Below are 14,125 nucleotides of genomic sequence, written 5' to 3'. Positions count from 1 at the left end.
GTCCGTCACGGCACCGGCCCTATTCCAGCGGCAGTTCGGCGGAAATCCTGCGCAAGGTCACGAGGGCTACCGGTGGTTCCTTACGCAGCGCACCGCCTCGGCAGCTTTGCTTCACCGCTGGGGCTCATTGTCCGCCCAGGGCACGAGCGGCGCAATGGACCAAAGCCCGGCCGCCCGGGTCAGGATGTACCGCTGGACCGCGGCCGCCCGACCGCGTCTGCCTGCAGGCGCTGGCGGGCGGTGTTCAGCCCGGCTCCCACCGGCACGTGGCCGATGGCCGCCGCCAGCCCGAAGACCGGCATGTCGCTATACACACTTTCCCTGCCACCTGGCACCGTCTCATAGGTCTCGTGCCACACTCCGACGTCGCCGCTGCCGGCGGATTCGCGCATGAACCGGCGCCAGGGCTCAAGGTGCGGCGACGCCCGGTCGGCCGCGAAGCGCTGCAGATGCTTCGGGCTCTTCCAATAGCTGACCATGATGGTGGTGCGTCCGAACCATTGCTGATACCCCAGCAACCCGGCCTCGGGCGTCTGGGCCAGGTGCGCCAGCATTCTGGGCATTGCCGCCCCTACCCGCGCCACCTTCGCGAACTTCCACCATCGGTTGGCGCGCATACCGATCAGGAAAACCGTCACCGGCCCGCTGACGGGATCGGCGGTGAAGCGTCCTGCGTGCACTCGTTGCGACATCAGTTTCTCCATTCGTAACATCGTTATAAAACTGTGTTACGTAACAGTGTTATGCAATACTGATGGCATGGCAAGACCCCTCCTCCACGATGAGACCCTGCGCCGCACGCTGCTCGACACCGCGGCCGCCAAAATCGCCCGCGACGGCGCCGCAGCCGTGTCGCTGCGAAGCATCGCCGCCGCGGCAGGAACGTCGACAACGGCGGTGTATTCGCTCTTCGGGGGCAAGGCGGCACTGCTGACCGCAGTGCTCGACGACGGTTTCGCCTCCTTTGCTGCGTCCCAGCAGCAGGCTGCGTCCGCCGGCCTCGAAGCGCTGGGCCGGGCCTACCGAACGTGGGCGCTGGAGCATCCGGTCCTCTACGGCCTCATGTTCGGCGGGTCGCTGGCCGGCCAGGTACCGTGCCAGCCGACACCGGGAGCGGCGGAGCCGTCGATCGCGCCGCTGTTTGCCGCAGTTGCCGCCGCGCTGCCCGCGGCATCGGATGACGAGATCGCCTCGATGGTCGGCGTCGTCTGGGGCCAAGTCCATGGGCTGGTGTCACTGGAACTGGCCGGCGCGCCGGCGGCGGGCTGGAGTTGGGCTGCGGCCTACGATGCGGCCCTCGTCCGGATCGGCCGCTCGCTGGGGCGCTAGGAAGACTTAGTCTTCGAGCAGCCGCCGGACCACGGCGTCGGCCAGCAGCCGGCCTTTGAGCGTCAGCCGAATGGTTCCGGCGAAGGCCGCGGCCGGGTCGACGAGGGAATCGGCGATCAGTCCTGCCACGGCTTTCCTGCCGTTCGGCCCCAGATCCTGGGTGCGCAGCCCGTCGATAATGCGGGTCTGCAGCATCACGTGCTCCAGCTGCCGGGTACCGGCGTCGAGCGTTTCACGCCCGGCCGCCGGCGAGACTCCGGTGGCCAGACGCTGGGCATAGGCCGCCGGATGCTTCACATTCCACCAGCGCACGCCACCCATGTGCGAGTGGGCGCCGGGGCCGGCGCCCCACCAGTCATCGCCGCGCCAGTAGGCCAGGTTGTGCCGGCAGCGGTCGTCCGGCGTGCGGGCCCAATTGCTGACCTCGTACCAGCCGAACCCGGCTGCTGCCAGCCGCGCGTCGGCGATCTCATACTTGGCGGCATGGTCGTCGTCGTCGATGCCGGGCACCTCGCCGCGGCGGATCTGCGCCGCGAGTTTGGTCCCGTCCTCGACGATCAGCGCGTAGGCGGAGATATGGTCCGGCGCACAGGCGATCGCGGAGTCCAGGCTGGCCTCCCAGTCCGCGATGGACTCCCCCGGTGTGCCGTAGATCAGGTCAAGGCTGACCTTGAGCCCGGCTTCTCGTGCCCACTGCACTGCCTGCGGCACCCGTTCCGGATCATGCGTGCGGTCCAGCACCTTCAGCACGTGCGGCACGGCCGACTGCATGCCGAAGGAGACCCGGGTGAAGCCTGCATCGGCGAGGATCTTCAGCGATTCCGGCGTGACGGAGTCCGGGTTGGCTTCCGTGGTGACCTCGGCGCCCGGCTCCAGCCCCCACAAGCTTTCGGCCTGGGTCAGCATGGCGGCCAGGTCAGTTGCCGGCAGCAGGGTTGGTGTGCCGCCGCCGAAGAAGACGGTGGCCAGCGGCCGGTCGGGCAGGTCGGAATCGCGCAGCACGCGCGCCGCCAGATCCAGTTCGGTGTTCAGGGTGCCCGAGTACTCGTCCTGCGACGCCCCGGCACCGAGTTCCTTGGCCGTGTAGGTGTTGAAATCGCAGTAGCCGCAGCGCACCCGGCAGAACGGAATGTGCACATAGAGGCAGAAGGCCCGGCTTGCAGCCCCGTCTGCCGCCTGTGCGGGCAGCAGGCCGTCGGCCGGTGCCGGGTCCCCTACGGGCAGGACGCTAGGCACTGAGGCGAGCCTCCGCCGTCGTTGTTTTCAGCACTGTAAGAACTACTTCTTTGCCTTGTCCTTGGAATCATCCGACGACAGCGCGGCGATGAAGGCCTCCTGCGGGACCTCCACGCGGCCGACCATCTTCATCCGCTTCTTGCCTTCCTTCTGCTTCTCCAGCAGCTTGCGCTTACGGGAGATATCGCCGCCGTAGCACTTGGCAAGCACATCCTTGCGGATGGCGCGGATGTTTTCGCGGGCGATGATGCGGGAGCCGATGGCTGCCTGGATGGGCACCTCGAACTGCTGCCGCGGGATGAGCTCGCGCAGCTTGGAGGTCATCATCACGCCGTAGCTGTAGGCCTTGTCCCGGTGCGTGATGGCGCTGAACGCGTCCACCTGTTCGCCCTGTAGCAGGATGTCCACCTTGACCAGGTCGGCCACCTGCTCGCCGTCGGCTTTCCAGTCCAGCGAGGCGTAGCCGCGGGTGCGCGACTTCAGGTTGTCGAAGAAGTCGAAGACGATCTCGGCCAGCGGCAGCCGGTAGCGCAGCTCCACACGGTCCTCGGAGAGGTAGTCCATGCCCTTCATGTCGCCGCGGCGGGCCTGGCAGAGCTCCATGATGGTGCCGACGAACTCGTTGGGCGCCAGGATGGTGGCGGAGACCATCGGCTCGCGGACCTCGGACACCTTCCCGTCCGGGTATTCGCTCGGGTTGGTGACCGTCAGGGTCTTCTTGTCCTCCAGCGTGACCTCGTAGACCACGTTGGGCGCGGTGGAGATCAGGTCCAGGTTGAACTCGGCTTCGAGCCGCTCACGCGTGATTTCCAGATGGAGCAGGCCCAGGAAGCCGACCCGGAATCCGAACCCGAGGGCCGCGGAGGTCTCCGGTTCGTAGATCAGGGCCGCGTCGTTGAGCTTGAGCTTGTCCAGCGCGTCGCGCAGTACCGGATAGTCCGTGCCGTCAATCGGGTAGAGCCCGGAGAAGACCATGGGCTTGGGGTCTGCGTAGCCGCCGAGGGATTCCGCCGCCGGCTTGAGCAGATTGGTGACCGTGTCGCCCACCTTGGACTGGCGGACGTCTTTCACGCCGGTGATCAGGTAGCCGACCTCGCCGACGCCCAGACCGTTGGACGGCGTTGGCTCGGGCGAGCTGACGCCGATTTCGAGCAGTTCATGGCTGGCCCTGGTGGACATCATCTGGATGCGTTCACGCGGCGAGAGCTTGCCGTCGACCACGCGGACATAGGTGACCACGCCGCGGTAGGTGTCGTACACCGAGTCGAAGATCATCGCGCGGGCAGGTGCTTCGGGGTCGCCCACCGGCGCGGGCAGATCGCGCACGATCTTGTCCAGCAGCGCTTCGACGCCGACGCCGGTCTTGCCCGAGACCTTGAGCACGTCCTCGGGATCGCCGCCGATCAGGTTGGCCAACTCGGCCGCATACTTCTCCGGTTGTGCCGCCGGCAGGTCGATCTTGTTCAGCACCGGGATGATGGTCAGGTCGTTTTCCATCGCCAGGTAAAGGTTCGCCAACGTCTGGGCCTCAATACCCTGCGCGGCATCCACCAACAGCACTGCGCCTTCACAGGCGGCCAGCGACCGCGACACCTCATAGGTGAAGTCAACGTGGCCCGGCGTGTCGATCATATTCAGGGCGTAGCTGGTGCCCTCCAGTTCCCACGGCATGCGCACGGCCTGGGACTTGATGGTGATGCCGCGTTCGCGTTCGATGTCCATCCGGTCCAGATACTGGGCCTTCATATCGCGCGGCTGGACTACGCCGGTGAGCTGGAGCATCCGGTCGGCAAGAGTGGATTTACCGTGGTCGATGTGGGCGATGATGCAGAAGTTCCTGATGATCGCCGGATCGGTGGCGGCGGGCACCGGTGCGGTGCGGGCCATCGGTGACACAGATGGTTCCTTACTCTCGGACAAGCGGACGGGCAATGCGGCCGATACCACCAGCACGCAGATTTTGCTCAACTCTAAGTGTCCCACGCCCGTCAGGTATCTGCGCACCTTTACGGCGGTAAGGGCAGCCAGTGAGGTCCGGCAAGCGCTTCAGTAGCCTAGAGTCATGGCATTTTCCCCACAGGGTCTCAACCGGCTCCTTAACAGCGCGGTCCGCGCCTTCCGGGCGCTGTCCGGTTCCGGCAGCTCGGCATCCGGTTCCGGCAGCTCGGCGCGGCCGCGCGGCACCACGGCTTCCAAGCGGCCGAAGGGCACACTGCCGGGCAACCGGCCGCAGCCCCGAGGAGGCGGCTTCAGCGGCGGCGGGGCGGGCACAGCCACGGGCTCGCGGTATGCCGGCGACTATCTAGGCGCCGGGACCATCAGCTACTCCCCTGAAGCCGACGGCTCCCCCGATCCGGGTGAAATCGTCTGGACGTGGGTGCCGTACCAGGAAGACTACTCGCAGGGTAAGGACCGCCCGGTTTTGGTGATCGGCAACCACCGCGGCCGCCTGCTGGCACTGATGCTGACCTCCCGGGACCGGAACAACGCCCGCAGTCCTGACGAGGACTACGTGGACATCGGCTCCGGCCCTTGGGACGTGCACGGACGTCCGAGCGAGATCAAGCTGGACCGTGTGCTCCAACTTGAACCTGCTGCTGTGCGGCGCGAAGGGGCAGTGCTGCCGCGGGCGACCTTCGAGAAGGTCGCCCAGAGCATGCGCCGCCGCGGCTGGAAGTGACGGCGGCCCGCGTGTCGCCGAAGCGCTAATCGCCCGTCCGGAGCGCAGGTCTGCTAACATTTATAGCTGTGTGTCCGCGCAGGTCGACGGGCACCTCGGGCCGGTTGCCATTACGGTGCCCCACGCCGCTCAGTCAATGACCGGACCGAATGCCCTCAAAGACCAAAGTTCCTCAACAACAGAGAGTTATTTCGTGGCCAATATCAAGTCCCAGAAGAAGCGCATTCTCACCAACGAGAAGGCACGCCAGCGCAACAACTCGGTCAAGTCCGAGCTCAAGACCGCCATCCGCGCCGTGACCGGTGCCGTTCAGTCCGCCGATCAGGACGCCGCCGCCACCGCTCTGGTGACCGCGAGCCGCAAGCTGGACAAGGCCGTCAGCAAGGGTGTGCTGCACAAGAACAACGCCGCCAACCACAAGTCGGCACTGGCCAAGCAGGTCAACGCGCTCTAAAGCGCATCCGGCCGACAGGCCGAACCAATCGAAGGCCGGAGGCCGTCCCCCGCTCAGGGTGGCGGCCTCCGGCCTTTTCCTGTTCTTCATCCCCATCGGGTGATCTTTCCCCCCGTTGGCCGCCCCTATTCTGGCCACATGAAACGGACCACAACCGTCACCGCATTGGCAACAGGTGCAATCTTGCTGGCAGGCTGCTCGAATCCGTCGGGAGGCGGGGGCTCGGCAAGCCCGACGGAGACTGCATCTCCGGCGGCATCCCCGACAGCGACGACGCCCAGCGCGTTGAGCGGGTTCCTGTGTTCTCCGGACGAGAACGGGGTCTGGCGGGGCAAGGCCCGCCTGACGAACGTCGGTACCGCCACCAACACCTACACAGTCCGCTTCTCAGTGATCCAAACCGGGAGCCAAGACGTCCTCGGCATGAAGGAGGAGTCCTTCACCGTCGCGCCCGGCGTTTCCACCGACGTAGCAATTGCCAGCATCCACACGAGCAATGCCAAGGGTCTCGAATGCGTCGCGCGTGTCATTGCGGAGCCGGCGGCACCGGCAGAGTCCCCGGACATGACCCCGGAAGAGTCGCCGAACGGAAGCTGACCCCGCAGCCGCTAGCGAGGTTTGACCGAACGTTGCCCGCCGTGGGTGATGCCGCCTCGAGGTGGTAAGCGTGAGGATTTCGTGCTGTCCGGGCGGAACCGGGCCGGTACGCGAGCCGTCGGACGAGGGCCGTCGGCCGTGGGCGGCCCTAGCGCCGGGCGCTGGTGGCGATCATCGTGACCGCCCGCTCCACCGCGTATTCCGGGTCGCGGCCTTCGCCTTTGACCTGCGCGTCGGTCTCGGCCAGCACCTGGATGCAGCGGGCCAGCGCCTCCGATTCCCACAGCCGCGCATCCCTGCGGGCCTGGTCGAATTGCCAGGGGGCCATACCTAGGTCGCGCGCGTTGGCGGAGGCACTCTTGACCTTGGCAATCTGGCGCAGCTTCATGGCCAGGACGGCAACTATCGGCACCGGATCGACTCCTGTGGCCAGCGCATGCCGGAGCGACGTCAGCGCCGCCGCACCGCGGCCGGAAATGGCCGCGTCAGCGACCTTGAAACCGGTGGCCTCCACCCGGCCGCCGTAGTACTTTTCCACGGTCTCTTCGGTGACGGCGCTGTCGGCGTCGGAAATCAGTTGGGAGCAGGCTGCGGCCAGATCCGGCAGCGACGAGCCGACCGCGGACACCAGCGCCTGCGCCGCGGCTGGTTCGATGGCCCGCCGCGCTGCCTTGAACTCCTGCCTGACGAAGTCCAGCTTGTCGGCGTCTTTTTTCATCGCCTGGCAGTCAACCACCGGAGCACCCGAGGCCTTGACCGCATCCAGGAGTTTCTTGCCGCGGGTTCCACCCCCGTGGTGCAGGACCAGCCAGACCTCGTCGGCCGGTGACGCCAGATAGGCCAGCGCGTCCGCGAGGAACTCGTCGTTCATCTGGGCCAGCGAGAAGGCTTCGATGAGTTTTGCTTCGCCGAAAAGGCTGGGGCTGGCGAGCATGGTGAGTTCGCCGGTGGTGTAGGAGGAGGCATCCAGCTGGGTCAACTCGAGGTCCGGCTGCTTGCCGCGCAGCAGGTTGCGGACACGTTCTTTGGCCCGGTGGGCCAGGTACTCTTCCGGACCGCTGACGAGTACGACGGGGGCAGGCTCGACGTCGCGCCAAGAGACGGTCGCGGCGCTCTTCTTGGCGGCCGAAGCGCGGGATCCGGGGGGCGGGTTCACGTCAGGTTCCTCCTTGTTCAGGTCAAGAGTTTCACGTTCCGCGGTTTTTACCCAAAGCCGTCGGCAGCCTACCGGCCGATGAGCACGGAGAGCTTCCCGCGGTCGGCATCCAGCAGGACCGTCCCGAGCTGGTCGGTCCGCAACACCTGTACGCCTGCGGTCCGCAGCGCGGACAGGATTTCCGCCGCCGGATGGCCGTAGTCGTTCTCGGCACCCACGGAAATCAGGGCTGCGGCAGGCCGCAGGCCGGTAATGAGTGCCGTCCCACCGTTGCGGGCACCGTGATGGCTGATTTTGAGGACATCCACGGTGAAATCCGGGCCCAGGCGCCGCGTCAGCTTGGGCAGTTGTTCCTGCTCAAGGTCACCGGTCAGGAGCATCCTCACCTCTCCCCCGGTGTCCACTCGCAGCTTGATTTCGACGACGAGGCTGGAATCGTTCTCGGAGAGGCCGGCGCTTTCTTCTACCGGCCAATGCACGGTCCACTCGGCCGCTCCGGACGAACCGGTTTGACCGGATGCAGCGCGTTCGGCTTTCAGCCCATGGGCCTGGAGCGAGGCTCGAACGACCTCCGGCAATGCCTCCTTGGCACTCGAGTACAGGACGCGCTCCGTCTGGCGCCCTGCCAAGACGCCGTCGATCCCGCCATAGTGGTCCAGATGCATGTGCGTGAGCACCAGGACGTCGATCTGCTCCACGCCCAGTCCGTCCAGGCAACGGCCCATCACGTCCGTTTCCGGCCCGGCGTCCACCACGATGGCGCTTCGCTCGCCGGTACGGACCACCACGCCGTCGCCCTGGCCCACATCGCAGGCGGCAACGTCCCACGACCGCGGCGGTCCGCCCGGGCCCAGAATGCTGGCCAGCAGGCCGGCAGCCGCCCCCGCCAGCAGCGCCGGTACGGCTGTCCAACAGGCCAGCCGAAAAATCCGCCCGCGTGCGGCGAAACCGCAGCGTCCGCGGCCGGTCCCGGCCTCGCGCGGCCCATCCTCCGGGCGCCGATCCGTTCCGGACCTGCCGCCCGCCACCCGGCGGACACCCCAGAGGAGCGCCAGACCTGCAGCAGCGGCACCGGCAGCCCCGACCGGGCCGCCCGCCCACGGCACGGCCGCCAGCGGTAGCTCCGAAAACCACCGCGCCACGCCGGCCACCCACAGGGTCATCCACCCGGCCGTGTGCAGCACCAACTCACCGACGGCCGGCAGCAAGGGCAGCAGGGCGGTCCCGACCATTCCGGCAATCGTGATGAAGGGAACCACCGGCCCGGCCGCCACATTCGCGGGTATCGAGTACAGCGCCAGTTCCGGCTGCAACTGCACGATCACCGGGGCACAAAACACCTGCGCCGCCATCGGCATTGCCACGGCGTGGGCCAACGGCACCGGCAGGAACCGCTGCAGCCAACGCGAACAGGCGGGGCCCAGCAGCACCAGCGACAATGTTGCCAGCACCGAGAGCACGAAACTGTAATTGGCGGCAAGCCACGGATCCATGACCAGCAACACCAACACTGCCAAGGCCAGGAAGGAGAGCGACGCCCGACGCCGCCCGCTCAGCACGGCGGCCACTCCGATGGAGCCCATCACCGCGGCACGCAGGACGCTGGGCTCCGGCCGAACAAGCAGCACGAATCCCGCGAGGCTTGCCACCCCGACAACCGCTTTGAGCCATCGAGGCAGCCGCACGGCAGAAGCGAGCAGGTAAACGAACCCCAGAACGTAGGACACGTTCGCGCCGCTCACCGTCAAAAGGTGCGTCAGCCCGGTCCGCCGCATCGCGTCTTCCAAGTCGTCGCCCTGGTGTTCCTTATCGCCAAGCACCATGCCGGGCAGCAGCCCACGGGCGTCCGGCGGCAGCGGCTCCAGCGCCTCCACGAACTGCGCGCGAAGTCCGGAGACCCACACGTCCAACGGTGGTGCGGAACGATCCGCGGGAGCCGTCGACGCAATCAGCAGCGCCTCCACTGCCTGACCGGAGTCAGCTCCGGCCAGTTTCCCGGAGGCACGGAGCCGCTCCCCGTAGCGGACGCCTGACCAGTCCGGACCGCCCAGCACCAGCACGGGAGTATCGGCTTCGAAGCGCGTGCCTGCGGCCGTGGCTTCGACAATGGTCGCCTTCACGTTGAAGCGCGGACCGCTGCCAAATTGCCCCGGCACCTTCACCCGGGACGCGTCTCCTGAAACCACCAGGCGGGCGGTGATGGTCTCTTCGGCAACGATGGCCCCTTCGATCGGTCCGGCGAGTCGTTGCGACTGCTGCACGCCCACCATCAGCGCCAGCAGTCCGGTGCAACTGCACAGCACCAGCACGACGGCGGTGGCTCCCGTCCCGCCGCTGCCTCGCTTAAGCCGGCGCGTGCGCCGGAGGCCTGATCCGAGTTCGACGTCATGTAGACGGTGCGGATGGTGGAGTGCACGGGCATCGCGGCGCCGGGACAATGGATCATCTGCAGGCGACGGACGGATTTTCGGCAGCATTCTCCTGAGGCTCAGGAATCTGGCACACACGAGGCTCATCGGAAGCAGCAGGCGGGCCGACGCGGCGCAGGCTCCGCCCAAGAGCAGGGCCGCCGTCGTCAGTGCCACGCCAGTTGGAGCCTGCGGCAACACCAGCGCCGCTGCCCAGCAGCTCGCCGCGGCCAGTCCGAGCCGGAGGTCCAGCCGCCGCGTCTCTCCCTGCGAAGCCACCGCCGGCTCCGGCTTGATGTACTTGAGCAGCAGCTGCCGCCATGCCCCGCGCTGTCCTCCCGCGGGCAGGCTGCCGCCCCCTCTGTACGTGGCCGCGCCGCGCTCCCGGCTGCCAAGGACACCGCCGGCCTCCGCTCCACCTGGGACAGCGCCGTCCTCCGGCCCGGCAGCGACCGGCCGGCGGGCAGCATCAGCGTACCGCTGCCATCGCGCGCCGCTCACACCGTCACCAGCTCCACCAGTGCCTCAAGCATGACCGGCCCGATGCCCGGCACCGCGTCCAGGTCGGACGCTTGCCCGTAGGGACCGTGCTGCTCGCGGAACTCGACGATCCGGCCGGCCAGCACCGGTCCCACACGCGGCAACTCCGCCAGTTCCTCGGCGGTGGCCGTGTTGATGTTGATCTTGCCAGCGATGTCTGCGGCGCCTCCGCCCGCCCCGGGTCCGCCTGGGCCGCTGCCGGAGCCACCGCCCGAGCTTCCGGTTCCCGGCACCGGCGGTGGCCCGGCCTCGTCGGGCGTCGGCACATACACCTGCTGCCCATCGGTCAAAGGTGCGGCAAGGTTCAGTGCCTCGAGCTGTGCCTCCTTCCTGGCACCACCTGCCGCTTCGATCGCCTCGAACACCCTGGCGCCCTCGACCAGCCGGACAATTCCTGGCGAGGCGACTGCTCCCGCCACGTGGACGATGATGCGTGCCCCGCCGTTGCCACCGCTAGCCGCACCGCCGTCGGCACCGGGGGCTGCCCCGTCGTCACCGGCTGTCCCGCCATCACCAGTGCCGCTGCCGGCGCCGCCCACAGACTCCCCTGATCCATCACCGTCGGCACCTGCGGGTTCGTCACCGCCGTCTTCACCGGTGGTTGGCCCCGAAGAGGGGCCCGACTTCAACGGGATGCTGTCCAAAACCGGAGCGGCCGATCGGTTCAGGTCTGCGGTCGCCACCGAGACGATCCCGTAGCCCAGACACAATCCGGCCACCACGAAGGCAGCCCCGAGGGCGATGCGGAAGCGCGGTGTGCGCCCCAGCCGCGACGCAGTGCCGTCGCGGGCAGCTGCGGGAAGCCAGCGGTGTCGGCCCATGCGGCAACACTAGGTCCGTGGCATGGATACCCTCATCCGCCCGTCACGCGATAGTGGACGGACCGTCCGACGCCGCGGGCTGTGGAGGAAAAGACGTACAACAGGCTCGGAGAATCCAAGAGGCTGGAAGCCGCCGTCGCCCCTTCGCGCAGGACTACGGCAGCCGTCGGTCCTCGGGACACTGCAGGCGCAGCCACTTGTAGCCGAACCCCTCGAGGGGCAGGGTGCACGTGCCGTCCTCGGCGATTTTCACGTCCGCATCGCCCAGCAGGTCAAGCAGCAGCACTTCCTGGAGCGCTTCCGCGGGCCGGTCCTCCGTGGCCAGGTCCAGCTCTACAGTGACCGGATCGGGCGAGAGGTTGTGCAGCAGGACCATGCTGGACTCCTCCCAGATGCAGCGGTGGGCCAGCACAGATTTCTCCGGCTGCTTGAGGATCTCGAAGTGTCCCCAGCCCAGCTCCGGGCACTCGCGGTAGCGCTTGATCAGCGTGGCCATGAAGTTCCACAGCGAATCCGGATCCCGTTTGGCCTGGGCCGCATTGACGAACTGCGGGCCGAAGCCCCCGTCCACCACCGGCGAGACCAGTTGTCCGGACTCAGCCGTGGAAAAGCCCGCGTTCGGACCGTTAGTCCATTGCATGGGAGTGCGGACGGCCAGTCGGCCTTCCTCTTCCAGGTTCTCCCCCATCCCGATTTCCTCGCCGTAGTACAGCACCGGGGTGCCGGGCAGGGAAAACAGGAGCGAGTACACCAGCCGGATTTGGCGCGGATCCCCGCCCAGCATCGGGGGCAGTCGGCGCTTGAGTCCGCGGCCATAGAGCTGCATCTCTTCCTCGGGCCCGAAGGCCGCGAAGACCTCTTGGCGCTCCTCATCGGTGAGTTTGTCCAGCGTCAGCTCGTCGTGGTTGCGCACGAAGGTGGCCCACTGGTTGTCCGGATTGATGGCGGGCCTGCCCGTCAGGGCCTGCGCCAGCGGACCGGCGTCCTGCCGGGCGAGCGAAAGGTACATCCTCTGCATGGCGATGAAGTCGAACATCACGTTGAGTTCGTCGCCGTCGCTGCCGCCGAAGAAGGTCAGCTGATCCTTGTACGGAAGGTTGACCTCGCCCAGCAGGATTCCGCCGCCGCGGCGGCGGCTCAGGTAACGGCGCAGGTCCCGCAGGAACTCGTGCGGATCCGGCAGCCCGGACGCGTCCTGCCCCATGGTTTCCAGGAAGAACGGCACGGCGTCCACGCGGAAGCCGTCAAGCCCCAGCTCCAACCAGAAGCCCATGGCCTTGGCGATGTGGTCCCTGACCTCCGGATTGGTCACGTTCAGGTCCGGCTGATGCCTGTAGAAGCGGTGCAGGTACCATTCCCCCGTGGGCTTGTCCTTGGTCCAGATGGACTGCTCCTGGTCCGGGAAGACAACCTCCCTGGAGGTGTCCGGCGGCGGATCGGAGCGCCACACGTAGTAGTCCCGGTAGGGACTGTCCTTGGACTGGCGCGCGGACTGGAACCATGGATGCTGGTCCGAGGTGTGGTTGACCACCAGGTCCGCGATGACCCGCATGCCGCGGTCCCGGGCGGTGCGGAGGAACTCCACCAGGTCCCCGTGGTCCCCCAGCCTCCCGTCCACGCCGTAGAAGTCCATGACGTCGTAGCCGTCGTCCCGCTCGGGCGTGGGGTAGAAGGGCATCAGCCAGATGCAGGTGACGCCCAGTTCAGCCAGGTAGTCCACGCGCTGGGCCAGACCGGCAAAGTCTCCCACGCCGTCGCCGTCGGAATCGAAGTACGTCTCCACATCCAAGCAGTAGACAACGGCTGTCTTCCACCACAGGTCGGAGGTGTCGGTAATCCTCACTGGCTTCTCCTCGCTATGCGTCCGGACGGTCCAGGGCAGGCTGTCAGCGCAGCTTCGGCAGGACCTCGCCGCCGAACGTCTCGATGAAGGGCCGCTGCTCTTGGCCCACGAAGTGCAGGTACAGCTCGTCGAAACCCAGGTCCAGGTACTCCTGCAGCCACTCCGCATGCTGGCCCGTACTGGCCGTGACATTGACCGCCTTGCGCAACTGGTCCTCGCCGACGTGCTCGCTCACGGCGTCGAAGTGGCTGGCCGTGGCCAGATCCGCCGCTACGTGCGGGGCGAACGTGTTGGAGCGCCACTGGTCCAAACCGATGCCGACGGCGGCCTCCTCCGTCGGTGCCCAGGAGAGGTGTACCTGCAGCGCGGCCTTCCCACGGCCGCCATTGTCCCGGTAGCCGGCGAGGACCTTCCTGAGCTGTACCGGCGCTTGGTTGACCGTGATCAGTCCGTCCGCCCAATGCGCCGCGCGGCGGGCGGTCTCCACGCTGATGGCGGGGGCGATCAGTTCCGGCTTCGGCTCCGGTACCTCCCAAATCCGGGCGTGCTCCACGGTGACCAGTCCTCGGTGGGTGACCTCCTCGCCGTCGTGCAGCCGTCGGATCACCTCCACCGACTCCTCCAGCCGCTGCTGACGCACGTCCTTCGAGGGCCAGGCATCGCCCGTGATGTGCTCGTTGGAGTTCTCGCCGCTGCCCGGCGCCATCCAGAACCGCCCCGGAAACATGACGGCCAGGGTGGCGGCGGCATGCGCGATAATTGCCGGATGGTAGCGCTGGCCGGGTGCGGTGACGACGCCGAAACGCATCGTAGTGGTGGCCAACGCCGCACCGAGCCAGGACCAGGCGAAGCCGGAATGTCCCTGACGCGCGGACCACGGCTCGATGTGATCCGAGCACATGGCGGCATCGAAACCCGCTTCCTCCGCAAGTTTCACATCCTGCAGCAGCTGGGCGGGCGAGATCTGTTCGTGGGATGCATGGAATCCGATGACAGGCACCCCTCCATCCTTACCGTGCCCAGCACGGGTTGTCGAGGGATGGGGAGGCCCGGAGGAGACC

Annotated in this window: 12 protein-coding genes; 4 read left to right on the top strand and 8 right to left on the bottom strand. The window is 67.3% G+C overall.

Annotated features, from left to right (window positions below):
• Positions 1-179 precede the first annotated feature (179 nt).
• A complete protein-coding gene (locus AB0N75_RS07650; protein WP_364647453.1) occupies positions 180-704 on the bottom strand; it encodes a DUF4188 domain-containing protein in 525 nt (174 codons plus the stop codon).
• Between the two features lie 55 nt (positions 705-759).
• On the opposite strand from AB0N75_RS07650, the gene AB0N75_RS07645 reads away from it, so the two are divergent.
• Positions 760-1,329 carry a TetR-like C-terminal domain-containing protein gene (locus AB0N75_RS07645; protein WP_364647450.1) on the top strand — a complete coding sequence of 190 codons (570 nt, stop codon included), beginning with the start codon at positions 760-762 and terminating at the stop codon, positions 1,327-1,329.
• A 6-nt stretch (positions 1,330-1,335) separates the two neighbouring features.
• Here the strand turns inward: AB0N75_RS07645 and hemW are convergent, their stop codons facing one another.
• Both hemW and lepA read right to left on the bottom strand, forming a co-directional pair.
• Positions 1,336-2,565 (bottom strand): radical SAM family heme chaperone HemW, encoded by a 1,230-nt coding sequence (hemW, locus tag AB0N75_RS07640; RefSeq protein ID WP_364647447.1) that lies wholly within the window; start codon positions 2,563-2,565, stop codon positions 1,336-1,338.
• A gap of 42 nt (positions 2,566-2,607) precedes the next feature.
• The gene (lepA, locus tag AB0N75_RS07635) at positions 2,608-4,461 is read right to left on the bottom strand and encodes a translation elongation factor 4 (RefSeq protein WP_364647444.1); all 1,854 of its coding nucleotides are present in this window, start codon (positions 4,459-4,461) and stop codon (positions 2,608-2,610) included.
• A gap of 166 nt (positions 4,462-4,627) precedes the next feature.
• Here lepA and AB0N75_RS07630 point away from each other — a divergent pair, with 166 nt between their 5' ends.
• The 3 genes from AB0N75_RS07630 (at position 4,628) to AB0N75_RS07620 (ending at position 6,296) form a co-directional block, all read left to right on the top strand.
• A complete protein-coding gene (locus tag AB0N75_RS07630) occupies positions 4,628-5,245 on the top strand; it encodes a type II toxin-antitoxin system PemK/MazF family toxin (protein ID WP_364647441.1) in 618 nt (205 codons plus the stop codon).
• 193 nt (positions 5,246-5,438) lie between these two features.
• Entirely contained in the window at positions 5,439-5,699 is a 261-nt protein-coding gene (gene rpsT / locus AB0N75_RS07625; RefSeq protein WP_364647434.1) for a 30S ribosomal protein S20, read from the top strand.
• A gap of 138 nt (positions 5,700-5,837) precedes the next feature.
• Positions 5,838-6,296 carry a hypothetical protein gene (locus tag AB0N75_RS07620; protein ID WP_364647431.1) on the top strand — a complete coding sequence of 153 codons (459 nt, stop codon included), beginning with the start codon at positions 5,838-5,840 and terminating at the stop codon, positions 6,294-6,296.
• A 148-nt stretch (positions 6,297-6,444) separates the two neighbouring features.
• Here AB0N75_RS07620 and holA read toward each other — a convergent pair whose 3' ends face one another.
• The 5 genes from holA to AB0N75_RS07595 all read right to left on the bottom strand — a co-directional run bounded on the left by holA (position 6,445) and on the right by AB0N75_RS07595 (position 14,064).
• Positions 6,445-7,452, bottom strand: coding sequence for a DNA polymerase III subunit delta (gene holA, locus AB0N75_RS07615; RefSeq protein WP_364647427.1), 1,008 nt, complete (start codon positions 7,450-7,452; stop codon positions 6,445-6,447).
• Between the two features lie 68 nt (positions 7,453-7,520).
• Positions 7,521-10,361 (bottom strand): ComEC/Rec2 family competence protein, encoded by a 2,841-nt coding sequence (locus tag AB0N75_RS07610; RefSeq protein WP_364647424.1) that lies wholly within the window; start codon positions 10,359-10,361, stop codon positions 7,521-7,523.
• A complete protein-coding gene (locus AB0N75_RS07605) occupies positions 10,358-11,221 on the bottom strand; it encodes a ComEA family DNA-binding protein (protein ID WP_364647419.1) in 864 nt (287 codons plus the stop codon). Before AB0N75_RS07605 ends, AB0N75_RS07610 begins: the two co-directional genes overlap by 4 nt.
• 154 nt (positions 11,222-11,375) lie before the next feature.
• A complete protein-coding gene (locus AB0N75_RS07600) occupies positions 11,376-13,064 on the bottom strand; it encodes an alpha-amylase family protein (protein WP_364647411.1) in 1,689 nt (562 codons plus the stop codon).
• Between the two features lie 43 nt (positions 13,065-13,107).
• Positions 13,108-14,064 (bottom strand): TIGR03885 family FMN-dependent LLM class oxidoreductase, encoded by a 957-nt coding sequence (locus AB0N75_RS07595; RefSeq protein ID WP_364647408.1) that lies wholly within the window; start codon positions 14,062-14,064, stop codon positions 13,108-13,110.
• Between the last annotated feature and the right edge of the window lie 61 nt (positions 14,065-14,125).

This window comes from Arthrobacter sp. NPDC089319 (assembly GCF_040684925.1).
Lineage (GTDB): Bacteria > Actinomycetota > Actinomycetes > Actinomycetales > Micrococcaceae > Crystallibacter.
The sequence above is the reverse complement of the archived record's forward strand: the minus strand, read 5'-3'. Positions and strand labels throughout refer to the sequence as shown.

Coding starts and splice junctions, on each gene's coding strand:
- AB0N75_RS07650 (WP_364647453.1), bottom strand. CDS start 704: ATGGAGAAACTGATGTCGCAACGAGTGCACGCAGGACGCTTCACCGCC.
- AB0N75_RS07645 (WP_364647450.1), top strand. CDS start 760: ATGGCAAGACCCCTCCTCCACGATGAGACCCTGCGCCGCACGCTGCTC.
- AB0N75_RS07630 (WP_364647441.1), top strand. CDS start 4,628: ATGGCATTTTCCCCACAGGGTCTCAACCGGCTCCTTAACAGCGCGGTC.
- AB0N75_RS07620 (WP_364647431.1), top strand. CDS start 5,838: ATGAAACGGACCACAACCGTCACCGCATTGGCAACAGGTGCAATCTTG.
- AB0N75_RS07605 (WP_364647419.1), bottom strand. CDS start 11,221: ATGGGCCGACACCGCTGGCTTCCCGCAGCTGCCCGCGACGGCACTGCG.